The organism is Lishizhenia tianjinensis, from assembly GCF_900116425.1.
Taxonomy (GTDB): domain Bacteria; phylum Bacteroidota; class Bacteroidia; order Flavobacteriales_D; family Crocinitomicaceae; genus Lishizhenia; species Lishizhenia tianjinensis.
On the sequence record NZ_FPAS01000001.1, the window covers coordinates 709,818 to 734,786 of the forward strand.

Consider the following 24,969-nt stretch of genomic DNA (forward strand, 5'->3'; position numbering starts at 1 on the left):
CTAATACTACGAAGTACTACTGATGTTTTATATTGGGATGATTCTCTAAAAAGTCTTTAAATTTCCCTTCTTGTTTTTGCACAATAGAAATATGTTCATCACTCTCTGGATGCAAGGCTTTGTGGGCAAAAAAGTGTTTAAAGCTAAGATACTGTTGCATCGTTTTTTGTGTGTCTTTAGAAAAGTAAGTTTCGAAAAAGTACTCCCATACTCTCTGAACCGCAAATGCATTTGGGTGAACTCCATCCGCTTCAAAATAGGCATAGTCACGGCATTCATCCATAACCAATTCATAGGCTGGGAAATAAGTACAGTCTTCGTGCTCTAAGGCTGTAACAAGTTCAAACAAACGTGCCTTACTTCTATTGTTTTCTATCAAACCATCTTTTATATGGCGCACAGGACTAACCGTAAACACTATCCTAAGCCTTGGATTTTGTTCTTTTAAAACCGCTAATACTCGTCTCCAAACTACAAGCATTTCATCCACAGTTAAAAGTTCCTTTTCAAATTCACTTTGCACTACTTTATGACAATTTGCCACACGAGTTTGCGTCGCTTTATACTTGTAGACAAAAGAACTTCCAAAGGTTATGAACAGTACATCTGCTGATGCCAAATTCTGGTTAAAATCTTCTAGTAGCTTGGTTACTTCTTCCTGAAAGCTCTCCAAACCATTGGCACCATAAACTTTAGAGTTTGCATGCCAATTCAAATGAATATTGTCTTTTTGCAGAAAAGAACTCTCCTTTAGAATTTCGCTGGGGTTGGTTAAAACATGGGCTACGGAAATAGGATTGAACAAAACACCTAAGGGATTATTTACTACATTGAATCCACAGTTACGCATGCGCTCGGCTATGTTTTCTGAAAAACAACTTCCTACAAAAACGCATTTCGAATCGTAATCCAAACTAAGCTTGTTCTTTAAGGCTTTTACCTCCGTTTTACGCATCTTTATTCAATTCTATCATTAAATCATGTACTTCTCTCCACCCCTTCCAAATGCCGTAATCACCAAGCGTTTCATTGTGCCAAAGCGAGATAAAATCTCCTCCGTAACGCTTACATTCTTCAAACAATTGTTGAACAACTAATTTGGCCTCAGGTATAGTAAATCCAAGGTATTGATTCAAGGTTCCATCCATATAGGCAATACTATGCAACTTCAACTCAGTTTGGTAATTCTTCTTTAAATCAAAGAAATGAACTGGTCGGGCTGTTCCCAATCTAAATCCGTACAAATCTGCATAGCCGGTAGAATAGTCATCCTTAAAACCGGCCTTCATCATTTGATTATAGGTAGTTGGTACCACTAGTTTTAAGAAATGTTGTCTGGAGCTTTCTACCTCTTTAAGAATTATAGACTCTAAACGGCGCTTTTCTTCTTGCAACTGAGAGAAATCATAATTACTCTTATAACTCGGGTGCAAATAAACATCTACTTCTCTACTTAAGTTGCGTATATGTCGTTGATGCCTTACATCATTCCAAGCTATATTTCTATCGTACTTTCCGTAATCTCCCAGCAAATAAAACACAATAGGTTGAAGTCCGTGCTCCTTTAAGCCCACAATGTAATCAAAGGTATCATAAGGGTCTTTCTTATCACCACTTAAGACGTATTGACGTTCTATTTTTCTTCTTCTATCTTGCTTGATAAGGTCTTTAACTCGACTCAAATAAGAGCGCAAACCATCCTTTAGCTTGTATGCAAAGGTGTTATCTATATCAAAACTGGGTATCCAACGAAAAGGTAATTTCTTGACTTCAAATTCAAATCCATTGCGAAGGAGTATATCTAAAAAAGCCTCACACCATCGCTCTGCAATTAACTTGTCGTTAAGTTGGTATTGAGCCGCTAAAGAGAGTGAACCCAAGGCTCTGTTGTGTTCATCTCTCTCTTTATTAATTTGATTGGTATAGTCTGAAATAAAGTAAAATATGGAAGCCCAGATATCCGGAATTCTTTCGAAGGCAAATACCTGAACACCTTCCCATTCTACATATTCTATTTTTTCTTCAATGTGATAATCTACGTCCTCTTCTAACAAGAGTTTGGCCGGGTAAATTTGAAAACCATCGGCATCCGGATAATGGGAGTAACAGATTTTAGGTCCTTCTAAAGACTCATACTTTTTAAAATCGTTAATCACTTCATACTCCACACCTCTATCTTCAAAAATAAAGGCCAAAGTAAAGAGCAAACGCTCGGTTATACTATCCGAATATATAGTTATCAATTCAACGCGATTATTTCCTTACAAATAAATTCTGCTGCATGTCCATCTCCATAAAAAGAAGGGAAATCCATATCTACCCCCTTAATAAAACGAAACGCTGCTTCCTTTATTTTTTCTCTATCTGCATCCGCCAAAACTGCGTTTCCATTTTCAACAATCTCCACCCATTCGGTTTCTTTTCTTAAAACTACACAAGGTTTATTGAAGAAAAAGGCTTCTTTTTGTAGACCTCCACTATCTGTAATAACAAACAAACAGTTTTGTTCCAAAGCGGTGATATTAAAGAAAGAAACTGGGTCAATAATTTTTAATGTCGCTGTATTCTCTACCTCCTTCAATACATCAGGTCTGAGGCTTGTAGCCAACATTTTCTTGGTTCTTGGATGTAAAGGTAAAACCACTTCCTTTCCATGGTGAGCCACCTCCAGTAAAGCTTCGAAAATTGCAGTTAATCGTTCTGGACTGTCTGTATTTGAAGGGCGGTGTATAGTACACAAAACAAAAGTACCAGGTACTAAATTATGTTCTTTCAAAACAGTAGCTTTTTCTTTCGCTAATTCTGCAAAATACATGCTATTGTCATACATTACATCACCACATTTAAACACCTTAGGGTTATCTGCGTTGTAGGGAGCAGAAGCTTCTACATCAAAACCTTCTTTCACCAAATTTTCCACACCACTATCGGTAGGAGAAAACAACAAAGTAGATAAATGATCACAAACTACGCGGTTTATTTCTTCTGGCATGGCCTTGTTGTAAGATCGCAAACCAGCTTCTACGTGGATTACAGGAATTCCCATCTTACTGGCAGCAGTAGCTCCGGCAAGAGTGGAGTTTGTATCACCATAAACCAAAAGAGCATCTGGAGCTTCTTTTATTAAAATCTCCTCTATACCCTTTAACATTTCTGCTGTTTGAACCCCATGAGATCCAGAACCTATGGCCAAGTTGTAGTTAGGAGCTGCAATATTCATTTCACCGAAAAAAACATCAGACATATTCTCGTCGTAATGCTGCCCGGTGTGTACAATAATTTCTTCTAATTGATCTGCAAACTTTTCTCGTACCGCTCTATTAATAGCTGAAGATTTAATAATCTGCGGTCGCGCCCCTATAATTGTAACTACTTTCTTTTTCATACGTGACCAAAAATAAGGAAATCTAGGATAAACGGAAGTACTCAACGCAATTATATCATCCCATTATCCATCATAGAAGTATAGCTATCTCCAGCCACTATTATGTGGTCTATTAACTCGAGGTCTATGAGTTTTCCAAATTCCACAAACCTTTTGGTCATACGTATATCTTCATGACTCGGATCTAAATTTCCAGAAGGGTGATTGTGTGCGAAAATGGCACCGGTAGCATTTTGGTCTACCAAGAATTTGAAAATGATTTTACCATCTGCTATGGTTCCATTCTTACCTCCTTTTGAGACGCATTGAATTTTTAAAACGCGGTTGGAACGATTTAAGGCCATCACATAAAATTCTTCGTGTTCTAAATCCATGAGATAGGGTGCAAATAAATCATAGGCCACCCTACTACTGTCGATTTGAACAAGCTCTACTTTCTCATCACTTTTACGGCGCCTACCCAATTCTAGGGCTGCTAATATGTTTATGGCTTTGGCCTCTCCTATTCCTTTAAAACGCATGAGTTCTTCTATGCTCAGTTTAGAGAGTTGGTGCAAACAATTGTGAGAAAAAGTAAGAATTTCTTGGGCCAATTCAACGGCGCTTTTTTGACGAGATCCTGAACCTATGAGTATGGCAATGAGTTCAGCATTGCTCAGTACACCTCGGCCTTTAAGCATCATTTTTTCTCTGGGCCTATCATCTTCGGCCCAGTGTTTTATCGTTAGGTTTTCCATGGGGGTTGATTTTGACCAGAAGTTACGAAAATTTAAAACACAAAAAAAGAGGTCCTTCTCCAAGAACCTCTTTTTCTTCATCTATTTTCTAGCTTAGTGCTTTACAAATCTCAAAGTTTGCGTAGTAGCTTCTCCTATCAACTGAACAAAGTAAATTCCATTGTCGAATTGACTCATATCTACACTTAAAACAGCAGTCTGATCGAATGCTCTTACATGTGTAAATACCACTCTTCCTTTGCTGTCGATTATGTTAACATCAGCAACTAAATCTGTTGGAGCTTCAATGTTGATAAGGTTTTGCGTTGGGTTAGGATAAACACTAACCGCTTGCATCATCTCTTCTTCAAGTCCTAAATAATCACAACTACCTACGTTAATGACTAATAAAGATGTATCCTCCGGACAAACTCCATTACTCGCGTAATATCTGTAGTTAAAGCTACCTGGAATAGATGGTGCTATAGGCTGAGATGATGCCAAAACTTGATTTTGGTAATCTACCCAAGTACCTCCTAAATCTATATTTCCAGCCAAACCTTCGTACAAGTTAATAGGTTGATTTTTACAAACATCTATCATTCCATCACCTCCAGCTGAAGACAATTGGTAAATAGAGAAATCTGCAAATGTTGTATCCGAAATACCACATCCTGTCTCCAAAATATACATCGCACGGTAGTTATCTTGAGGAAGACCTTGAATGTTAATCAAACTATCATCATATAAATCAATTGGACTAGCTGGGAAATACCAAGCACCGTTGTTGTAATTTTTAGTAGCTACTTCATTTAAGTTCAATACTGAATCTGTCATACAAACATTCTGTTGTCCATCCACACCTGGTGTTGGAATACATACTTCTATACACACATCGTCGATGAAAAGTCTGTATCCATCTAATCCTCCAGGAGGAACATTAAACGCAATGTAAACTTGACCTGTATAGTTTGATAAATCAAGAGAAGTATCCATGTATGTAGTATTATCATAGGTATCCAAAGCCATTAGAGTGTCTGTAAAATCTGCAGGGTTACTTCCTGTTGTAGATAATAACACTTGAAAATCATTCGCTTCATACGAACTTTGAACACGGTAAGAGAATTTGAACACCTCGTTTCCTGTTAAAATTAAATTTGGAGAGATTAAGTAGTCATCATTATTCCCTGAATTATAATCTGTATACAACATCGCAACTTGATCTCCTGAATTTGTATTGTACTGGTAATTCAAATCCCAAGTGTCTCCGTCATTGTTGTTATCTAATACTCTCCAACAGTTTTCGTTTTGAGAATCAGAATCGAAAGATTCACAGTAACCCAAACCATTCATTGCTAAACAATTGGTATTGAAAGTAACTACGTTTGAATAAATAGATGTATCACCAACTCCACAAAGTCCTCTTACATATACATCGTAAGCCGTATTCGGATTTAATCCGCTCAATGTTCCAGTGTTACTCGTTTCAATTTGTGTTAACCCTGTACCTGGAGTAAACCCTGCTGGTCCATACTCCAACTCCCATGCAGGTTCTGAACCCATTACAGTCCATGTAACTCCTGCACTATAAGCATCTATAGTAGTAAGCGTTAAAAGCTCTGGTTCTGGACAGGTAGGTGCTGCATTTAATGAAAAATCATCGATGTAAAATTCATGTTGAAAATCTCCCGAATACTTAAAAGCAATGTGTATGGTTTGACCCGCATAAGCACTTAAAGAAGATACGTACTCTGTCCAAACATCCTCTGAGAACCCTGTAGACGAAGTTGCATTGAATTCCTCAATCTCTGTAAAGTCTCCCGGGTTAGTAATAGGATCATTACTTGCCGTTGAAATATGTACACCACTGTAATTGTAATAAGAACCTGTGAAATTTTGTCTAAACCAGAAAATCAATTCATCATTACTTCCACATGTGTAAGCTGGAGAAACCATCCAAGATGTTGATGTTAACGCTAAGTTATTATCATCGTGAAAGAAAGAAGATGAACCAGAATGTGCTTGTGAGCTTGTTTGTACAAATCCAGGATCATCAGATTCAGTTTGGTAAAAAGTCCACCCGGTTAAAGGAGTGGTTTCAAAATCTTCGGTTATCTGACCAAAGGAGCTAGAAGCTAACGACAGCACGAGTGATGCTGTAAACGCAAGCCTTTGCGTAAATTTTTGCATGTTGTTATTTTTAGTATTGGCTCGCAAAATTAAACGCTTCATCATGTTAAGATTAACTACATATTAATTAAATATTGTTTAATTTTTAAACGGAAGATTTCATGCATAAACGGTAACTACTTAAAAATCAAAATAAAACATTTTGTTAGAAAAATTCAATTTAAATTAAATTCACAAAAAAAGCCCTGAGAATTCACTCAGGGCTTTGAATATTATCAGTACAAGAATTACATACCTGGCATACCTCCACGCATACCTTTCATTTGTTTCATCATGCTCATCATGTTCTTCTTGTTGCTCATCATTTTCATCATCTTACGCGTATCCTGGAATTGCTTCAATAATTTGTTCACTTCTTGGATATTTGTACCAGAACCTTTTGCGATACGTTTCTTACGAGATCCATCAATAACCGCTGGGTTTTCTCTTTCTAACGGACTCATAGATAAGATAATTGCTTCGATGTGTTTAAAGGCATCGTCTTCTATCTCTACTCCTTTCAAGGCTTTCCCCATTCCTGGTATCATTCCCATCAAGTCTTTAACGTTACCCATTTTCTTGATCTGTTGTAACTGACCTAGGAAATCGTTAAAATCGAATTGGTTCTTTTGAATTTTCTTTTGAAGTTTTCTCGCTTCTTCTTCGTCGAATTGCTCTTGCGCTCTTTCTACTAAGGAAACAACGTCTCCCATTCCAAGAATACGATCAGCCATACGTTTTGGGTAGAAAACATCCAATGCTTCCATTTTCTCTCCCGTACCTACAAACTTGATTGGCTTATCAACAACCGTTTTAATGGTTAAGGCAGCTCCACCTCGTGTATCACCATCTAACTTCGTTAAAACAACTCCGTCAAAATCTATTCTATCGTTAAAGGCTTTAGCCGTATTTACAGCATCCTGCCCCGTCATCGAGTCAACAACAAATAAAGTCTCCGTTGGCTTAATTGCATTTTTAACGTCTGCAATCTCGTTCATCATCTGCTCGTCTATCGCTAAACGACCTGCTGTATCGACAATTACTACGTTAAATCCTTTGCTTTTTGCATGCTGTATAGCCGCCTCAGCAATTTTAACTGGATTCTTTTCTTCTTTGTTTGAGTAAACCTCTACGCCCAATTGCTCACCCAATACGTGCAACTGGTCTATGGCTGCCGGACGGTAAACGTCACACGCTACCAATAAAGGATTCTTCCCTTTTTTATTCTTTAAGAAGTTGGCTAATTTTCCAGAGAAAGTAGTTTTACCAGAACCTTGTAGACCCGACATCAAAATGATACCTGGGTTTCCTTGGTACTTTAATTCTACTTCTTCTCCACCCATTAAGTTCACCAATTCTTCGTGAAGAATCTTCGTCATTAATTGACCTGGAGAAACCGCTGTTAATACATCTCTACCTAAAGCTTTTTCCTTTACAGTATTCGTAAATTCTTTGGCTGTTTTAAAGTTAACATCGGCATCCAATAACGCTCTACGCACCTCTTTCAAGGTTTCCGCTACGTTAATTTCAGTAATTTGTCCTTGTCCTTTTAATACTTTAAACGCTCTTTCAAACTTCTCGGTAAGATTATCAAACATAATTTTTCTCTTTTATCGGGGAGCAAAGATAATATTTTAAGGTTAGTTTACCATGAAAATAGCCGCTAGAGTTTAAGCCGAATTAAGTCATTTAAACAACAAGCCCTAACATCCTTATACAAAAGGTGTTGAAAGTTCATTTTTAGTTGGCAAACTGTCGCTTTCTTAATTTAAGAAATTAAAAATGCGCCACCGGGTCATCCGCTTAAGTAGCTTTCTCGCTTTTAAGTATCCCTAAAAGTAAAACAACTTCCGGCGGTCGTTACCTTACTTTAAGGGCTACTAAAAAAATCTGTAAAGCCAGCTACCGCTTCTCCCCCTGTTTGATAGCACTTCCTTTAAAATTCATAGATAAACTGGAGGCAGGATTCTTCAAAAAATCAAATAAAACCTATCTTTGTTGCAAATTAAAAACAGACATGGCACATAAAATTGCTCCTTCAGTATTATCCTGTGATTTTGCAAACATCCAAAGAGATGTAGAAATGATTAATGACGGAAACGCAGATTGGTTCCACATCGATATCATGGATGGTTCATTTGTACCTAACATTTCTTTCGGTTTTCCAGTAATGAAAGCAATTCACAAACACGCTAAAAAACCTTTAGACGTACACTTGATGATAGACAATCCAGATCAGTACATCCAAGATTTTAAAGATGCTGGAGCTGAAATTTTAACAGTTCACTACGAGGCATGTACGCACTTGCACAGAACTATCCAAGCCATTAAAGCGGCAGGAATGAAAGCGGGTGTTGCCATCAATCCACATACACCTGTAGAGGTTTTGGAGAATGTAATTGAAGATATAGATTTGGCTTTAATTATGTCTGTAAACCCTGGTTTTGGCGGACAAAAATTCATTAAAAACGCCATTTGGAAAGTAGAACAGTTGTCTAACCTTATCCACAAAAGAGGTTCTCATGCCTTAATTGAAGTAGATGGAGGTGTAAATGCAGACAATGCAGGAGACTTGATCAAAGCTGGAGCTGATGTTTTAGTAGCAGGTAGTTTTGTTTTCAACTCTGAAAATCCAAACGCAACTATAGACAAATTAAAAGCACTTTAATTTCGTAGATTTTGAAGGCTTTTTTAGAAGATAAATTAGCATACGATATGGCGTGTAACCTTGATTGGTCGCGCCATATTTGTTTACACGATGATCATATCAACGGCGCGGTAAAAAAAGAGATGTCGCACATCATCAACTACCACCATCAACTCAATCAATCGCTGTTAAAAGAAGAACAAGAGTCAGAATTGTGGGACAGTTTTTCCATTTATGATTTTGAGGCTTTGCATCATGATAATTACTTAAGAACACAGAGTATCTTAGAACAAGACATCCCTCAATACACTTTGGAGAATAATCTGGGCTTTTACCACAACTACAAAATAGAAGACCTTCTTTTTGATTTATTTCAACACAGCGCCCACCACAGAGGAAAAATAAGTTTACTTTTTAAACAATTAGAACTTCCCGCTAAAACACACAGTTATCTACTCTACAAAAGAGGACTTTAAACCGCAATCACTCTCCTTTTTTAGTACTTTTAAAAAGTGGAAATTACAAAGGTATATTATGATGGTGATTGTGGATTTTGCAATGCGTCCGTGGCATTTATTTTAAAAAATAGAAAGCACGATGCTTATCGCTTTATTCCCCTTCAATCTAAAAAGGCCAAAGAAGAATTAATTCCTTTTGGAATAGATCTAACCGACCTCTCCACAATTTACACGTTAAAATCCGGTAAACTCCGAAAGAAATCGAGTGCAGTTTTACGTCTTGCTACGGACTTAAAATTTCCGGTAAATATATGCTCCGTGGTCTTGATTGTACCAAAGCCCATACGCGATTTTGTTTATAATTGGATTGCTAAGCATAGATTAAAGCTTAGCAGGCAAAAATGTTATGTGCCAAATCCGGAGGAAAAAAGTATGTTCGAGTATTAAAACTTCGGACAACTTTTACAAGGCTTGCCTTTCTTCTTATACTTCTTACAGCATTTTTTCTTGCCACAACAAAAAGAAAATTCAGACTCTTCTTGCATAAATACCTGAGTTGAAAGTAAAGAAGTGCGCTCTTGTTGTTCTATCTTCATTTTATTTAGATTAAATCTAAACAAAAGTAAACATTAATATTTATTCGCCACTTTTTTATGTGTAAATTTATGAGACAAAATATAAACCCTATGAAATTTGTAATAACCCTGATGATGAGTTGCGCGCTCATAATGTTTTCTTCGGCTCAGGAGAAAGCTTTTGCCCCCCAACAACTACTCGTGCAACTTCAACCTCACACCAACCTTCAAGCTTTTCAAAGTGAATTAGCTCAAAATGGATTAGAACAAACAGACATTAGTTTGCTTTCCAAAAACATGAGTATTTACCTTTTAGTTTGGTCAGACGCTACTATATCAAATGCACAGGCCATGTCTAAAGTTAGAGCTTGTAAAGGCGTAATCAACTTACAAAACAATCACTTTATTCAAGAAAGAGAGACGATCCCAACAGATCCTTCATTTGCCAATACTTGGCACCATAAAAACACAGGGCAAACCGGAGGTACAACCGATAATGATATAGACACGCCAGATGCTTGGGATATTACCACAGGTGGAGTAACTGCCACAGGCGATACCATTGTCGTTTGTATTTTGGAAGGTGGAGGTGCCAATATGAACCATCCAGATTTGGTTAACAACATCTACCACAATCACCATGAAATACCCAACAACAATATAGATGATGACGGGAATGGTTATGTAGATGATGTAAACGGATGGAATGTCAATTTAAATTCAGACACCCACTCTTCTGGAAATCATGGTACAGCTGTTATGGGTATGATAGGAGCATCAGCCAATAACGGAATTGGATCAACAGGTGTTAATCATAATGTAAAAATGATGTTAGTGTCAGGCTTTAACATGTCAGAGTCTAGTGTAATAGCTGCCTATGACTATCCCCTAACACAAAGAAAATTATACAATCAATCTGCTGGTAGTAACGGTGCCTTTGTTGTGGCAACCAATGCTTCTTGGGGTATTGATGGAGCCAATCCTGCAAACTACCCTTTATGGTGTGCATACTACGATACATTAGGTGTTCATGGAATACTCAACTGTGGTGCAACCACCAACCAAAACTTTAACGTAGATACTGGTGGAGACATGCCTACTGCATGTGGATCAGATTACATGATATCTGTAACGGCTTCTAACCACAACGACCAAAGAACGTTCTCCGGATATGGAGCTACAACCATAGATTTAGCAGCGCCAGGTGAAAGCGTCTTATTGCCATCAGGTTCGAGCAGTTATGCTACAACTTCAGGTACTAGTTTTGCTTCACCATGTGTAGCTGGAGCGATAGCCCTGGCCTACTCAGCTCCTTGTGCTTCTTTTGCGTCTATTTACGCTTCAAACCCTCAAGCAGGAGCCAATTACGTGCGCTTAAACCTGCTCAATACGGTTGATGCTGTTCCATCTTTGGCAAGTGAGTGTGTTACTGGAGGAAGGTTGAATGTAAACAACATGATACTCCAAATCATGGGAAACTGTGGTACGGGATGTATTACTCCTTATACCTCTTCTTTAGTTAGCAATGACGGTGGAATGGCAGAATTTAATGTTGGAAGCTTTAGTCCGAACAACTATATATACATCAAAGAACAAGGCGCTACTACTTGGGATTCTGTTGGCTTTTCTGGCAGTAACATAAGCATAAGTAACCTTACCTATTGTACAGATTACATGGTCCGCTTTGCCGGTGATTGTTCAGGTAACCTTAGCAATTATTCAGATACGCTTTACTTTAAAACCGACGGATGTTGTGACGCCCCTCAAGCAGCTATAAGTGTTCTTGGTGCTGCTGATGCCAGTATAAGTTGGCCTTCTGTAACTGTGGGTACAGCCTACACCTTAGAATATGCACCGACCGGAAGTGGTGCTTGGACGAGTATAAACAATGTAAGTTCACCTTATGCATTAACAGGCTTGGATACGTGTACAGTGTATGACATACAAATGAGCACAACTTGTGCAGACAGCTCCTCTACAAACTCTAACATAGAACAGTTTGAAACCACAGGATGTGGTGCATGTACAGACGTGGCATATTGTGCGGTTGACAATGGAAACACCCAATATGAATTCATCAATAAAATCATGATTAATAATTTCAATTTAATTACAGGAGATAATGATGGATACAGGCCTACAGAAAACACAGGAGTAATACTTCACCCAGGAAATACATATCCTTTTTCTATTCAACCTGGCTATACCGGTGGAGCTTTTACAGATGATCTTTTAGCGTGGATAGACTTCAACCAAAATGGAATTTTTGAAAACAGTGAATTAATCATGGATTTTTCTAGCAATTCACAAGTAACACAAAATGTAACCATCCCTACGGATGCAGTTCTAGGAAGAACCCGAGTAAGGTTTATGATTTTTGGAAGCTCTTCAACAGCATCTCCATGTTTCGCACAAAACTTTTGGGGAGAAGTAGAAGACTACTGTATCAATATCAACAGTAACGTAGGTGTGGATGCAGTGGACCTTGAAAATCAAATTTCTATAGCGCCAAACCCGAACACAGGTAGTTTTGTATTGTATGGTGTTCCGCTAAACACGAACATCAGCATATTTAGTGTGGATGGAAGGCAAATGGGGAATTTTTCAGAATACCAAGCCGGTGAAACGTTGGATATTAGTTCTTATCCAAAAGGAGTTTACCTCATTAAGTTAAGTGTAAACAATCAAAGCATTACCAAGAGAATTGTAAAACAATAAACATTAAAAAGGAGGCTAAATTTAGCCTCCTTTTTTTATTAGTTTAAAAATAAAACTAATCCTTCTTTTCTATTCTTTTTCAGCTCTGTGCTTTTGCTGTAGTTGAGTATAAACTCTAAACTTTCTTTACTTGGTCCTTTTTTCAACTCCTTAGACACCGGAGCAATAGTTGTATTGTATCTGTTTAACATACGCGATGTGTTTTTGGTTCTTTCCTTAAAAACGCATCCAACTATCACTTATTGCACAAGTCAAAAAAATTATCTACCAAAATAACTTACTAAACTGGCCTTGGCCAAAACACTGTCTTTTATCATAAACATTACCATAGCTGGCGTAGTGTCTTTATCCAAATCTAAATGAGCTTCTTTGATGGCGTAAACGGTAAAAGTATACGCGTGATCACCATGACCTGGAGGCGGACAAGCTCCACCGTATCCATAACTTCCAAAGTCATTTTTTGTTTCAACTACCGTATTCGGAAGGTTGGTTCCACCCTCCTCTATCTCTAGGCATGTTGCCGGAATATTAAACGCACACCAATGCCACCATCCAGATGGTGTTGGCGCATCGGCATCATGACAAATAATAACAAAACTACCCGTACCCTCTGGTACACCTGTTAAACTCAACTCCGGAGATAAATTATCACCTGATAAACCAAAGTCATTAAAGACTTGTCTATTGCTCATCTGGCTTTCTAAACTTGTACTTGTTACTTTAAAATTCTTCATACTTTCAAAAATAAAAAAAGGGATGAATAATAATTCATCCCTTCATCGATTAAAAGTAATCTTCTTATTGTATCACCACACGTTCTACTTTACGTGTTGTGTTTCCTTCTATTTTCACTAAGTAAACTCCTTGAGAGTATTCAGAAACATCAAATTTTGCATCCATTCCTTTCTTCACAGTTCTAGAAGTTACTAACTCACCTGTCATAGAGTAAATACTTACTTGAGCGTCTTCTCCAACCGTAACATTTAATTTACTCGTCGCTGGATTTGGGAAAACTTTAGTTTCACATCCCGTTGGACATTCCACTGATTCAACACCAACAAACCCTACTGGTAAAATAGATGATAATACTACTTTAGACTCTGATAAGGGGTTTGTAGCTCCCTGCATTTTTATTTTGAAGTAAACAATACTAAAGATAGGTAATTTGCTTGTTGCGTAATCGTAGTAATCGTATTGTCTTCTCACTAATTCTAAAGTAGAACCTATAGCAGCAATTGTTGCCACAGATGTGTCTATTGTAGTTACTCTTTTTACGTTATTGAAAGTGTTTCCTTGCGCTAACATTAAAGTACCTTCTCCATCAAAAGTTGTACTAACCGTACCAATTGTAGCTGAACTTGTAGGTATTCCATTAAAACTGTAGTACAAAGTTCCTGCGTAAGAATCAATCACTTGGTCAGAAACATTCATAGGGTAAGATGCAATCTGAGCTTCATCAGCATCTAATACCAAACGCATCTCTCCAAAACTTACTTCATTGAAAACAAATCCTTGAGAATTTGCTTCAGTTGCAGTAGAGTTACTAAATCTTGTTAAACCATCTTGCAAGCTCATAGCTGAAGTTGAACTCGCATAAGTAGATGCATTTGGTGTTGAGGCAGGATCTACATTTTCTAGTAATCTAGCATATGATGCTCCATATCCTCCGTATGTGCTGTAGTCCCAAGTAACACCATTACCGGTAACGTTTTCATATTCGGGTGCTAATGAATCTATAATGTATAGGTTTATCGATGCACCTACTGCTGGCTCATCTGCTTGTGTAATTTGAGCACCTACATAACTAGTTCCTAGTAATAAAGCTGCTAATAGTATATTTTTCTTCATCGATAATGAGGTTGTATTTTACTTGTCAACAAATATAAGTAATTCTTAATTAATTTTTTCTTTCGGTTTTTAAGTCCAATTAACAAACTTTTAAACCTTAGTTTTGTTACCTCAAGAAACGAAATTAGAATGAAAAAGGTTGGCTCGAGTTCCTTCAAAAAATTGTCTTTTATTATTTGTGGTAGTATTTTCCTTTTAACGGTGTTATTTTCCTACCAAGCTACCCAACTTCAATTCAATTACAATTTTGAAGAATTTTTCCCAGCCAATGATGAAGAGGCCGATTACTTTTATGACTACCGTCAAAATTTTTCTACAGACAATGATTTCATACTCATCTCCGTGGAAAATAAAGGTGGAATTTTCAACCTTCCTTTCTTAGAAGAGTTAGAAGCTTTCCGAAAAGAAATAGAAGAACTAGACCTTGTAAAAAATGCACGTGCCATTACCAACGAACAAGAGTTTTTCGTCTATAAAAATGGTAAAACAAGTCAAAGACCGTACATAAGCTGGTCAGACACTACACTGAGCACTGACTCTACCAATATTTATGAAAATAAGGAACTTTTAAACACCCTTGTAAGCCATGATGCTAAAGCTGCTGCACTTATCATACAACACCAAAATTATTTAAGTAAGGTAAAAAGTGACAGAATCAACCGCGAGCTCGACAGCATTGCACGTACCCATACATTTGATAAGGTAAGAATGTCTGGTAGAGTAATAGGGCAAAAATTCTACATAGATACCATGACCGTAGAGTTGCGTTTCTTTCTGGCGCTGAGCATACTGCTTATAATCCTTGTACTTTGGTTGGCATTTCGTTCTCTATGGGGACTCATACTCCCCTTACTAGTTATAGTGCTTTCGCTTATTTGGATACTGGGCATCATGTCATTACTCAACGAACCCATCAACATATTGCTTACTGTTCTTCCGTCCATCATGTTTGTTGTTGGGATGTCTGACGTTATACATTTTGTATCCAAGTACATAGAATTATTGCGCCAAGGGATTGCTAAAAATGAAGCGATTCGTACCACTTTAAAAGAAGTTGGGTTGGCAACCTTTCTAACCTCTCTAACCACAGCAGTTGGTTTCTTTAGTTTGTTCTTAGTAGAAGTAAAACCCGTTCAGAAATTCGGAATGGCAACGGGAATAGGTGTTTTTGTTGCTTTCATCCTTACCTTTTCTTTACTCCCTATACTGTTCTATTTTACAAAAACTCCTAAAATAGTTCACCGCAAAGCCAAAGGAGGAAACTGGTATAAATTTCTGCACAAAGCATTTGCCTTTACACTAAAGAGAAGAAAACAAATAACCCTGTTTAGTCTCCTCTTTTTAATCATCTGTAGTTATGGAGCTAGTCTTTTAAAACAAGACAATTTCTTAATGGATGATTTAAAAGAATCTTCAGCAATCAAGCAAAACTTTAATTTTTTAGACGATACCTTTGGAGGGGTACGTCCTTTCGAATTAGCGATAGAAGCACCTGATTCTAATTTCAATTTCTTCGATAAAAACGCATTACTTGAGATCAATACAATAGAAAAATACCTAACGCAAGAATACGGTGTAAATGTTAAGCTCAGTCTTCCCTTTGTGCTTTCCATTGCAAACAGATCTGCACACGCGGGTGATACTTCCTATTTCAAGCTACCTCAAAAACAAAAGGAAATCAACACTTTCTACCGTCAATTAAAAATGAACGAAAGCAAAACTCATTTGTTATCCAGTTTAATTGACAGCACATCTCGTATCACAAGAATTTCAGGAACATTACCAGATCTTGGAAACATAGAAACAACGGGCAGAAATAAAGCTTTTTACGACTTTATTGAAAAGGAATTTCCTTATTCATCTTTCAAATATAAATTGGCGAGTACTGCGCATATTTTAGACAAGAATATGTCTTACCTCTCTGGTTCCTTGGTTAAAGGACTCTTACTGGCAACCCTCATTGTTGCACTTATCATGGGCTTGCTTTTTAAAGATTTTAAAATGGTCGTGATTTCCATCATCCCTAATATTTTACCCTTGGTACTCATAGCGGCTGTAATGGGCTATTTCGGGATAGAATTAAAAATTACAACGGCCATTGTTTACACCATATCTTTTGGAATCGCAGTAGATGATACGATACATTTCTTAAGTAAATTTAAGCTAGAAATGAACAAAGGTAAAAGTGTGCTTTATGCAATTAAAAGAAGCTATCTGAGCACGGGAAGAGCCATCATCCTCACTTCTATCATTTTATGTTCAGGCTTCCTTTTACTCATCTTTTCAGATTTCTTAGGTACCGTTTACATGGGAATGATGATCAGTATTACCCTGGTTTCTGCTGTGATTGCCGATTTATTTATCCTTCCCCTTCTTCTGCTTTATTTCTATAAAAAGAAGTAATTAAAGCGTAGAGAATTTAGGTATGTTTTGAATATATTCTAGCTTTTGCTCCGCTGCGTTTATTTTACAAACGATGGTTTGAAGTCCGTTAGTGAGTAACAAATAATCTACTTGCAGCTTAAAATTATACTGTGCAACTTGGTGCATCACTTTTTCATCCAAGGGTATATGCGGAGCTTTACACTCTACTATGAGTACAGGCTTTCCATCTTTAAATACTACGCCATCACACCTACGCGTGAGTCCGTTAATGTTTAAAGCATGTTCTGCACTAATCAAATGCAAAGGATATTCTGCATGATTAACCATGGCCAATAAAATATGTTGCCTCACCCACTCCTCTGGGGTTAAGACCAGTTGCTTCTTGCGAAAAGCATCCCATACGTAAACTACTCCATCTTTACGAGTGAGTTTTAAGGGAACTTTCGGCAAATTCAACGGACGCATAATTTCTTCTGGACGCATGGAGCAAAAATAGCATAAGAAAAGAAGGTAAAAACGTCTGTATCTAAGAAATAAAACAGACAAATAGTCAGTGTACAACGTATTTACATGCCATATTTTCCGATAATCATCCTAAAAATTCACTTGGATTCAAATTTGACAAGAAGAGAGAAAAAAGAACATCACAATGGATATAAATAAATTAACAACCAAAACCCAAGAAGTAATTGGAGGTGCACAGCAGATGGCAACTGAGCTCGGTCACCAAGCCATTGAAACTGGGCATATTTTGAGTTCCATGTTTAAGGTGGATGAAAATGTTCTTCCTTTCCTTCTACAGCAACTCAACATTAATGCAAACATATTTGAGCAATTGAATCAACAAATTGTTCAATCTTATCCTAAGGTTTCGGGTGGACAAGTGTATTTGAGTCAAAATGCCAACAAAGCCATTACCGCAGGATTTAAACTTATGAACGAATTCAAAGACGAATTTCTAAGTATAGAGATTTTGTTCATGGGATTATTAGAAGGATCAGATCAAGTAGCCAACTTGATGAAAGATCAAAAGATTACTAAAAAAGAACTCAAAGCTGCAATCATGAATTTAAGAAATGGAGACAGTGTAAAATCACAGAGTCAAGAAGGAACATACAAATCTTTAGACAAATACGCCAACAACCTAAACGCCTTGGCCAAGGAGGGGAAATTAGACCCGGTAATTGGTAGAGATGACGAAATTAGAAGGGTGTTGCAAATTCTTACCAGAAGAACAAAAAACAACCCCATACTTATAGGTGAACCCGGTGTTGGTAAAACAGCCATCGCAGAGGGTATTGCCCACAGAATTATATCGGGAGACGTACCTGAAAACCTAAAAACGAAGGTAGTTTACGCCCTAGACATGGGTGCTTTGGTAGCCGGAGCCAAATACAAAGGTGAATTTGAGGAAAGATTAAAATCTGTAATCAAAGAGGTAACCAAATCGGATGGAGAAATCATATTATTCATCGATGAGATACACACTTTAGTAGGTGCTGGAGGTGGTGAAGGCGCTATGGATGCCGCTAACATCTTAAAACCAGCCTTAGCTAGAGGTGAACTAAGAGCTGTGGGTGCCACTACTTTGAATGAGTATCAAAAGTACTTTGAAAAAGACAAAGCATTGGTGAGACGTTTCCAAACGGTATTGGTAGATGAACCCTCTACAGAGGATGCTATTTCTATCTTAAGAGGTATTAAGGAAAAGTATGAAAATCACCACAAGGTTTTGATTAAAGATGCAGCGATAATCTCAGCTGTAGAATTATCTCAACGTTATATTTCGGACAGACATTTACCCGATAAAGCTATAGATTTAATAGACGAAGCAGCGTCAAAATTACGTATGGAAATCAATTCTAAACCAGAGGAGTTAGATGAGATAGAAAGACGTATTATGCAGCTTGAAATTGAAAGAGAGGCAATAAAGCGTGAAAAGGATGAAAAGAAATTAGCTAACATCTCTGCTGAATTAGCCAACCTTACAGAACAGAAAGATAGCTTCATGGCCAAGTGGAAATCGGAGAAAGACATCATCGATAACATACAACAAGCTAAAGAAGACATTGAGCAATTCAAACTGGAAGCGGAACAAGCTGAAAGAGCGGGTGACTATGGAAAAGTAGCCGAGATTAGATACGGAAGAATTAAAGAAGCAGAAGAAAGTTTAGCGCAGAACAAACAAAAGTTAGCCGAACTTCAAGCCAATACTAAAATGATTAAAGAGGAGGTAGACGTTTCTGAGATTGCAGATGTAATTTCAAAATGGACGGGAATACCTGTATCTAAAATGCTAGAATCTGAGCGTTCTAAATTGTTAAGGTTAGAAGATGAATTGGGGCGCAGAGTGGTAGGACAAACCGAGGCTGTTGAAGCGGTGAGTGACGCAGTAAGAAGGAGTCGCGCCGGTGTGCAAGATGAACGCCGACCTATAGGATCTTTCCTTTTTATGGGTACAACCGGAGTTGGTAAAACAGAATTAGCCAAAGCCTTAGCAGAATTCATGTTTAATGACGAGTTAGCAATGACGCGTATAGACATGAGTGAATACCAAGAAAAACACAGTGTGAGTAGATTGGTAGGAGCGCCTCCGGGATACGTTGGATACGATGAAGGTGGTCAGCTTACCGAAGCGGTGAGAAGAAAGCCCTACTCTATTGTATTGTTGGATGAGATAGAAAAAGCACATCCTGATGTTTTCAACATTTTGCTACAAGTTTTGGATGATGGAAGATTAACAGACAATAAAGGTAGAGTGGTCAACTTTAAGAATACCATTATTATCATGACAACCAACATGGGATCTAACATCATACAAGAGAAATTTGATGCCATGATACCAGGAACTGAAGAGGAAACTAAAGAACAAGTAGAACGTGAAGTTTTCAATCTTTTAAAACACAGTGTTCGTCCAGAATTCTTAAACAGAATAGACGAAACTATACTCTTTACTCCGCTTTCTAAGGCAGATGTCGTTAGCATAGTAGACATTCAATTGATGCAATTAAAAGAGCGTTTATTGAAAAACGACATCAACCTAGTGTTTAAGCAAGACGCGATAGATTTCATAGCTGATACAGGATTTGACCCGCACTTTGGAGCGCGTCCTATTAAAAGAGTAATACAGAAAAAAGTATTAAATGCCTTGTCAAAAGAGATCTTAGCCGGACGAATAGACACAAGTCAAAATGTTGTAATGGACTTAATAGATAACCAAATCATCTTTAGAAAGCCCATCAACGAAGAAGAAGAAATACAACTTTAAGTTAAAGTTCATAATAGTTATAGAGCACAAAAAAGGGAGGTTCCTACGCCTCCCTTTTTTTATGATCAAATTTTAGATTATTCCACAATCATTTTAAGAGTCTGCTTTCTTACTTCCCTAGTCAAGGTCACAAAATAAAATCCACGTTCAAAAGTCTGTTCAATATTTATTTCCTCCGTATTTACAAAAACATTGGCATAAACCACCTTTCCGTTTACGGCGGTGATTGTAAGTCCTATTTTCTCAACCTTTTTTCCTAAGTCTAACTGAAATGTTCCTTTATTTGGGTTCGGGTAAAGTTCAACACCTAACAATTCTTCATCTTCTAGACCTATCGTAGAAATCGAAAAGCACGCAGAGGTATCAGAACAATTATCACTATTGGTTAATATTAAGGCATAATTCCCATTAGAAGTTGCAGTAAAAGTTGCTGCTGTTTCTCCTGAAATTGGTGCATAATTATTATCACAATCTACCCATTGATACCCACTTCCATTATTCACAGATGTTAGTGTGATTTCATTTTGCGAAACAAGGGCTTCCGCAGGGGTAAAAATCAAATCTATGGTAATAATAGAATCACAACCAGAAGTATTAGGTATTGTATCTGTGTAGGTTCCTGGGGAGAGATAGACCTGACCAGAGGGAGAGGTATAAGAATCACAGGCAGAAGCATTCAATGAACTTGAGGATTCTGATAATATGGTTAGATCTAGGGTTAAGGTTGAATCACATCCACCTACGGTTTGGAGGTTTTCTGTATACATTCCTGAACTCGTATAGGTCACACCAGAATTGCTCGTATAATCTCCACAACTTGTTTCTACTACCGTAGCGGAAGAATTCCCACTCCCCACAGTTAAGTTAATTAGATAAACAGTATCACCACAACCTGTAGCCGATGGCAACGTATCATAGTAGACACCTGAGGTTGTCCAAACCTGTCCAGATGGAGAAGTATAACTCAAACAAGAACTTTCCAATAAATAGTAATTCACATCTCCAGAAACCGTTGCCCCACCAACGTAATTAGAAGTAGCTCCTAAAAGGGCAAAATTATTCAAAACACCACTATTCCCATTCCCACTGTCATCGGTTAAGTTCACTTGGGATGCATTTCCTCCTTGAGGAGTACCTTGCTCGAAGGAATAATAAGCTTGCAAACCTGTTGGACTCTGTAAACAAGCTCCTGTATTCATGGATTGCACAATTTCGGCCTGTGTTCTAACCGTATTCCACACCCTTACTTCATCGATAATTCCATCAAAATAACTTTGATTGTATTGTGGCCTATACCCTATGGCTAACGGTTGTGTAGAAGCCGTCATTGGATAATCTGCAGTAGTTGAGGTAGACAACACACCGTCCACATAAATCTTTAAGAAACTTCCATCAAAAGTCATGGCAACGTGGGTCCAGGTATTCAGCGAAACTTCGTTGGCGCTCGTACTGTGTTGCACGGCATAGGGAAAGGTAGTTGTTCCGTAACCTATTTCTGCGGTTACCACGCCATTATTCCCCAAGCTCAAGGCAAAACCATCATTGTCTTGAAAGGTATTGTTGATACGGTTTACGATTGCATTACTCGTGGAGGCAGATCCAAAGGAACCCGCTTTCACCCAAGCTTCTACTGTAAGGGCATTACCCGTAATGGCAGTGGAACTATTGGTACCACAATTCACGTAATCGTTACTTCCATCGAAGTCTAGACCGACCTGAGCGTGACTTAAACTGCCCAAAAACAGGCAAGTTAGGAGTATTCGGTTTTTCAGTTTCATAGTTGTTTATTTTCACACAAATTAGTGAAAATAAACAGATGAAAAAAGTCGAAATTTATTTAGATACTACGTAAAGTAATTCGGTCGGACTAATACGCATACGTTCAATTTTTTCCATGGCGAAATGCTTTGTTGGGTCGTATTCCTCCACTTTAAATCCGGCTTCTCTTAACCAATCTGGATAATCTAAAGCAAACAAACGTACGTGGTCTTTTTGCCAGAAATGCTTTTCTCTTTCTTCCGGAGAAGTGATACTTGGATCTTCGTAAGTTTTTTCTCTATTGATGTCTTGCGGTACCTGCATTATACCCCAACCACCAGGTTTCATAACACGGTGCAACTCACGCATACACTGCTTTGCATCATCAACATGCTCCAAAACGTGATTACAGAAAACAACATCAAAACGGTTATCCTCTAAAGGAATTTGGTGCAAATCAAAGTGCATATCAGCTATAGGAGAAACCAAATCTCCCGTAAGGTAATCTAAGTTCTTTTGCTTTTTGAACCTACTGTGAAAACATTGTTCAGGAGCAATGTGCAATACCTTTAAGTCATCGGTAAAAAAGTTGCTCTCATTTTTAAGATATAACCACATTAAACGGTGACGTTCTAGGGTAAGGTCGTAAGGACAAAGCACATTTTCTCTGTGTGCAACATTAGAACCATACGATAAAAACTTACTAAAGCTCTTCTCACAGACCGGACATTCCACCTTGTTTCCCTTGTATAATAAGGGCGCTACCATCTTAAAAGGATAACTCAAACGTATCAATAATGGACGTGGTAATTTATTGAGTAAGTACTTATATAGTTTTTTCATGTTGTTCTTAATTATTGCAAAGCCTCACAAAAATATAAACTTGCGCGACAGTTTAAAGCAATAGCGAATAAAAAGCAGGAAATCTCTCATTTTTTCTACATTCGCAAAAATGGAAAATACGATGAAAAGCAAAGCACCAATCGCACGTAAAGAGGCACATGAAATTACCACAAATGGTCATACAAGAACAGATCATTATTTCTGGATGAATCAGCGAGACAATGCAGAGGTATTGGCCTACATCAATGCAGAAAATGCTTATGCTAACACGTATTTCGAAGATACCCAAGAGTTACAGGAGAAAATTCTTCAGGAATTCGAAAAGAATATAGACCCGAATGACAAAGGGGCACCCTTTTTAATGGAAGGAAATTGGTACCAACGCGAAAATTTAGCGGATAAGGACTACCCTATGTTTTATCGTTTAGAAGGAGAACAAAAATTCTTGTTTTTGGATGAGAATGAAAGAGCAAAGGGCCATAGTTATTACAATTTAGCCTCGTGGCTTCCTTCACCCAACAATGAATTATTGGCTTTAGCTGAAGATACAGTGGGAAGACGTCAATATAAAATCACTTTTAGAAACAATACTACCAATGAATTTCTAAAAGACGCTTTAGAAAACACTGACGGAAGTGTGGTTTGGGCCAATGATAATGAGCACGTGTTTTACGTTAAAAAAGATCCTGAAACTCTGCGTGAATTTCAGGTGTACAGACACAAAATAGGAAGTCCGGTAAGCCAAGACAAACTAGTTTTTGAGGAATTGGATGAACGTTTTTATGTCTTTATTGCCAAAACAAAAGACAATAGATATATACAAATCAACCTCTACTCTTCTACGCGATCTGAAACTTATTTCATAGACGCCAATACACCGGAGCAACATCCAGAAGTTTTCTTTGAAAAAGAAAAAGATCATTTATATGAAGTGGAATCTTTCGGAACAGGTTTTTTAGTGCTTTCGAACAAAGATGCGCTCAACAATGAACTCAGGTATTTTGCACAACACCCCTCGAAAGGAAATAACTACGAAATAATTCTGACACACAAACAAGAGGTTTTATTGGAAGAATTTAGTGTGTTTAAAGATTACGTAGTGGTGGTTTCTCGAGAAAATGGATTGAGGAGTTTAAACATCATCCACTGGAAGGATAAATCTTCACACAAGATAGCACTCAACGAAGAATGCTACAGCATTGCCTTATTTGTAAACGAAGATTTCAACAGTGATGTTTTATACTACAGCTACAATTCAATGACCACCCCTCCAAGTGTTATAGCCTACAATATGCGCACTCACCAGGAGAATATACATTTTGTAAAAGCCCTTCCCAACCCCGATTTTAAATCAGAAGATTACAGCTCTCACAGAACTTGGGCCTTGGCCAATGATGGCACAAAAATTCCAATTTCATTGGTGTATAAAAAAGACCTAGATTTCGCTAAAGCCCCCTTACTTCTTTATGCTTATGGTTCTTATGGAATAACGATACCTACAACATTTAGTGCATATAGATTAAGTTTATTAGAAAGAGGTTTTGTATTTGCCATTGCCCACATTCGCGGAGGAAAATACATGGGAGAAAAATGGTACCAAGACGGAAAATGGTTAAAGAAGAAAAACACCTTTACTGATTTTATTAATTGTGCAGAACATTTAAAGCGCAACAACTTCTGTAAACCCGACGGATTGTACGCGCAAGGTGGTTCTGCCGGTGGTATGCTCATGGGAGGGATTGCCAATATGGCTCCTTACCTATTTAAAGGCATCATCGCACAAGTTCCTTTTGTTGATGTGGTGACCACTATGCTTGATGAGAGCATTCCGTTGACAGTTGGAGAATTTGAAGAATGGGGAAATCCTAAGGAAGAAGATTATTACCAATACATGCTGAGCTATTCTCCTTACGATAACGTACAAGCCATGCACTACCCTTCTATGTTTGTTTCCACGGGTTACCACGACAGTCAAGTACAGTATTGGGAACCCTTAAAATGGATAGCGAAACTACGCGAGTTAAAGCAAGATGATAATACTTTGATTTTCGATTGTAACATGGATGCAGGACACAGTGGTGGAAGTGGTCGTTCTACAGAGCGTAAAGAGATTGCTAAAAACTACGCCTACCTGCTTAAAGAAGAAAATTTACTTTAGTCGCAAGATTAAATAAAGATTATTAGGAGGTTAATTCCTCC

General features: G+C 37.7%; 19 protein-coding genes. 7 read left to right on the forward strand and 12 right to left on the reverse strand.

Annotation, left to right across the window (positions count from 1 at the left end; all coding sequences use genetic code 11):
• Positions 1–16: 16 nt before the first annotated feature.
• The 6 genes from BM327_RS03455 to ffh form a co-directional block, all read right to left on the reverse strand.
• A complete protein-coding gene (locus tag BM327_RS03455; protein ID WP_090246365.1) occupies positions 17–955 on the reverse strand; it encodes a GSCFA domain-containing protein in 939 nt (312 codons plus the stop codon).
• Complete coding sequence (locus BM327_RS03460; protein ID WP_090246368.1) at positions 948–2,243, reverse strand: polysaccharide deacetylase family protein; 1,296 nt, start codon at positions 2,241–2,243, stop codon at positions 948–950. The genes BM327_RS03455 and BM327_RS03460 overlap by 8 nt, the downstream gene beginning before the upstream one ends.
• The gene (gene wecB, locus BM327_RS03465; RefSeq protein WP_090246371.1) at positions 2,240–3,385 is read right to left on the reverse strand and encodes a non-hydrolyzing UDP-N-acetylglucosamine 2-epimerase; all 1,146 of its coding nucleotides are present in this window, start codon (positions 3,383–3,385) and stop codon (positions 2,240–2,242) included. Before wecB ends, BM327_RS03460 begins: the two co-directional genes overlap by 4 nt.
• A 50-nt stretch (positions 3,386–3,435) precedes the next feature.
• Positions 3,436–4,122 carry a RadC family protein gene (radC, locus tag BM327_RS03470; protein WP_090247602.1) on the reverse strand — a complete coding sequence of 229 codons (687 nt, stop codon included), beginning with the start codon at positions 4,120–4,122 and terminating at the stop codon, positions 3,436–3,438.
• A 93-nt stretch (positions 4,123–4,215) separates the two neighbouring features.
• Positions 4,216–6,291, reverse strand: coding sequence for a T9SS-dependent choice-of-anchor J family protein (locus tag BM327_RS03475; protein ID WP_170853657.1), 2,076 nt, complete (start codon positions 6,289–6,291; stop codon positions 4,216–4,218).
• A 227-nt stretch (positions 6,292–6,518) separates the two neighbouring features.
• Positions 6,519–7,868 (reverse strand): signal recognition particle protein, encoded by a 1,350-nt coding sequence (gene ffh, locus BM327_RS03480; RefSeq protein ID WP_090246376.1) that lies wholly within the window; start codon positions 7,866–7,868, stop codon positions 6,519–6,521.
• A 419-nt stretch (positions 7,869–8,287) separates the two neighbouring features.
• Here ffh and rpe point away from each other — a divergent pair, with 419 nt between their 5' ends.
• The 4 genes from rpe (at position 8,288) to BM327_RS03500 (ending at position 12,668) form a co-directional block, all read left to right on the forward strand.
• Positions 8,288–8,938 (forward strand): ribulose-phosphate 3-epimerase, encoded by a 651-nt coding sequence (gene rpe / locus BM327_RS03485; protein WP_090246379.1) that lies wholly within the window; start codon positions 8,288–8,290, stop codon positions 8,936–8,938.
• An 11-nt stretch (positions 8,939–8,949) separates the two neighbouring features.
• Positions 8,950–9,393 carry a DinB family protein gene (locus tag BM327_RS03490; protein ID WP_090246381.1) on the forward strand — a complete coding sequence of 148 codons (444 nt, stop codon included), beginning with the start codon at positions 8,950–8,952 and terminating at the stop codon, positions 9,391–9,393.
• Positions 9,394–9,429: 36 nt separating this feature from the next.
• On the forward strand, positions 9,430–9,822 hold the full coding sequence (locus BM327_RS03495; protein ID WP_090246384.1) for a thiol-disulfide oxidoreductase DCC family protein: 393 nt from the start codon (positions 9,430–9,432) through the stop codon (positions 9,820–9,822).
• 239 nt (positions 9,823–10,061) lie between these two features.
• The gene (locus BM327_RS03500; RefSeq protein WP_170853658.1) at positions 10,062–12,668 is read left to right on the forward strand and encodes a S8 family serine peptidase; all 2,607 of its coding nucleotides are present in this window, start codon (positions 10,062–10,064) and stop codon (positions 12,666–12,668) included.
• A gap of 38 nt (positions 12,669–12,706) precedes the next feature.
• On the opposite strand, the gene BM327_RS15835 is transcribed toward BM327_RS03500, so the two are convergent.
• The 3 genes from BM327_RS15835 to BM327_RS03510 form a co-directional block, all read right to left on the reverse strand.
• Positions 12,707–12,859 (reverse strand): hypothetical protein, encoded by a 153-nt coding sequence (locus BM327_RS15835; protein ID WP_170853659.1) that lies wholly within the window; start codon positions 12,857–12,859, stop codon positions 12,707–12,709.
• Positions 12,860–12,928: 69 nt separating this feature from the next.
• Complete coding sequence (locus tag BM327_RS03505; protein WP_090246389.1) at positions 12,929–13,402, reverse strand: YbhB/YbcL family Raf kinase inhibitor-like protein; 474 nt, start codon at positions 13,400–13,402, stop codon at positions 12,929–12,931.
• A 64-nt stretch (positions 13,403–13,466) separates the two neighbouring features.
• Positions 13,467–14,516, reverse strand: coding sequence for a T9SS type A sorting domain-containing protein (locus BM327_RS03510; protein ID WP_090246391.1), 1,050 nt, complete (start codon positions 14,514–14,516; stop codon positions 13,467–13,469).
• A gap of 129 nt (positions 14,517–14,645) precedes the next feature.
• On the opposite strand from BM327_RS03510, the gene BM327_RS03515 reads away from it, so the two are divergent.
• Positions 14,646–16,919 carry an efflux RND transporter permease subunit gene (locus tag BM327_RS03515; RefSeq protein ID WP_090246392.1) on the forward strand — a complete coding sequence of 758 codons (2,274 nt, stop codon included), beginning with the start codon at positions 14,646–14,648 and terminating at the stop codon, positions 16,917–16,919.
• Here BM327_RS03515 and BM327_RS03520 read toward each other — a convergent pair whose 3' ends face one another.
• Positions 16,920–17,384, reverse strand: coding sequence for a type I restriction enzyme HsdR N-terminal domain-containing protein (locus BM327_RS03520; RefSeq protein WP_090246394.1), 465 nt, complete (start codon positions 17,382–17,384; stop codon positions 16,920–16,922). It lies immediately after the preceding gene.
• A gap of 166 nt (positions 17,385–17,550) precedes the next feature.
• On the opposite strand from BM327_RS03520, the gene clpB reads away from it, so the two are divergent.
• On the forward strand, positions 17,551–20,169 hold the full coding sequence (gene clpB, locus BM327_RS03525) for an ATP-dependent chaperone ClpB (protein WP_090246395.1): 2,619 nt from the start codon (positions 17,551–17,553) through the stop codon (positions 20,167–20,169).
• 77 nt (positions 20,170–20,246) lie between these two features.
• Here the strand turns inward: clpB and BM327_RS03530 are convergent, their stop codons facing one another.
• Both BM327_RS03530 and BM327_RS03535 read right to left on the reverse strand, forming a co-directional pair.
• Positions 20,247–21,947: a LamG-like jellyroll fold domain-containing protein gene (locus BM327_RS03530; protein ID WP_090246397.1), complete on the reverse strand. Its 1,701-nt coding sequence runs from the start codon at positions 21,945–21,947 to the stop codon at positions 20,247–20,249.
• 55 nt (positions 21,948–22,002) lie between these two features.
• Complete coding sequence (locus BM327_RS03535) at positions 22,003–22,770, reverse strand: class I SAM-dependent methyltransferase (RefSeq protein WP_090246399.1); 768 nt, start codon at positions 22,768–22,770, stop codon at positions 22,003–22,005.
• Positions 22,771–22,891: 121 nt separating this feature from the next.
• Here BM327_RS03535 and BM327_RS03540 point away from each other — a divergent pair, with 121 nt between their 5' ends.
• A complete protein-coding gene (locus tag BM327_RS03540; RefSeq protein ID WP_170853660.1) occupies positions 22,892–24,928 on the forward strand; it encodes a S9 family peptidase in 2,037 nt (678 codons plus the stop codon).
• Positions 24,929–24,969 lie beyond the last annotated feature (41 nt).

Bases quoted from the DNA above. Each gene is read 5' to 3' on its own strand.
- BM327_RS03500 (WP_170853658.1), top strand. From the start codon at position 10,062: ATGAAATTTGTAATAACCCTGATGATGAGTTGCGCGCTCATAATGTTT.
- BM327_RS03510 (WP_090246391.1), bottom strand. From the start codon at position 14,516: ATGAAGAAAAATATACTATTAGCAGCTTTATTACTAGGAACTAGTTAT.
- rpe (WP_090246379.1), top strand. From the start codon at position 8,288: ATGGCACATAAAATTGCTCCTTCAGTATTATCCTGTGATTTTGCAAAC.
- BM327_RS03515 (WP_090246392.1), top strand. From the start codon at position 14,646: ATGAAAAAGGTTGGCTCGAGTTCCTTCAAAAAATTGTCTTTTATTATT.
- BM327_RS03455 (WP_090246365.1), bottom strand. From the start codon at position 955: ATGCGTAAAACGGAGGTAAAAGCCTTAAAGAACAAGCTTAGTTTGGAT.
- BM327_RS03505 (WP_090246389.1), bottom strand. From the start codon at position 13,402: ATGAAGAATTTTAAAGTAACAAGTACAAGTTTAGAAAGCCAGATGAGC.
- clpB (WP_090246395.1), top strand. From the start codon at position 17,551: ATGGATATAAATAAATTAACAACCAAAACCCAAGAAGTAATTGGAGGT.
- BM327_RS03475 (WP_170853657.1), bottom strand. From the start codon at position 6,291: ATGCAAAAATTTACGCAAAGGCTTGCGTTTACAGCATCACTCGTGCTG.
- BM327_RS03520 (WP_090246394.1), bottom strand. From the start codon at position 17,384: ATGCGTCCAGAAGAAATTATGCGTCCGTTGAATTTGCCGAAAGTTCCC.
- radC (WP_090247602.1), bottom strand. From the start codon at position 4,122: ATGGAAAACCTAACGATAAAACACTGGGCCGAAGATGATAGGCCCAGA.
- ffh (WP_090246376.1), bottom strand. From the start codon at position 7,868: ATGTTTGATAATCTTACCGAGAAGTTTGAAAGAGCGTTTAAAGTATTA.
- BM327_RS03540 (WP_170853660.1), top strand. From the start codon at position 22,892: ATGAAAAGCAAAGCACCAATCGCACGTAAAGAGGCACATGAAATTACC.
- BM327_RS03530 (WP_090246397.1), bottom strand. From the start codon at position 21,947: ATGAAACTGAAAAACCGAATACTCCTAACTTGCCTGTTTTTGGGCAGT.
- wecB (WP_090246371.1), bottom strand. From the start codon at position 3,385: ATGAAAAAGAAAGTAGTTACAATTATAGGGGCGCGACCGCAGATTATT.
- BM327_RS15835 (WP_170853659.1), bottom strand. From the start codon at position 12,859: ATGTTAAACAGATACAATACAACTATTGCTCCGGTGTCTAAGGAGTTG.
- BM327_RS03535 (WP_090246399.1), bottom strand. From the start codon at position 22,770: ATGAAAAAACTATATAAGTACTTACTCAATAAATTACCACGTCCATTA.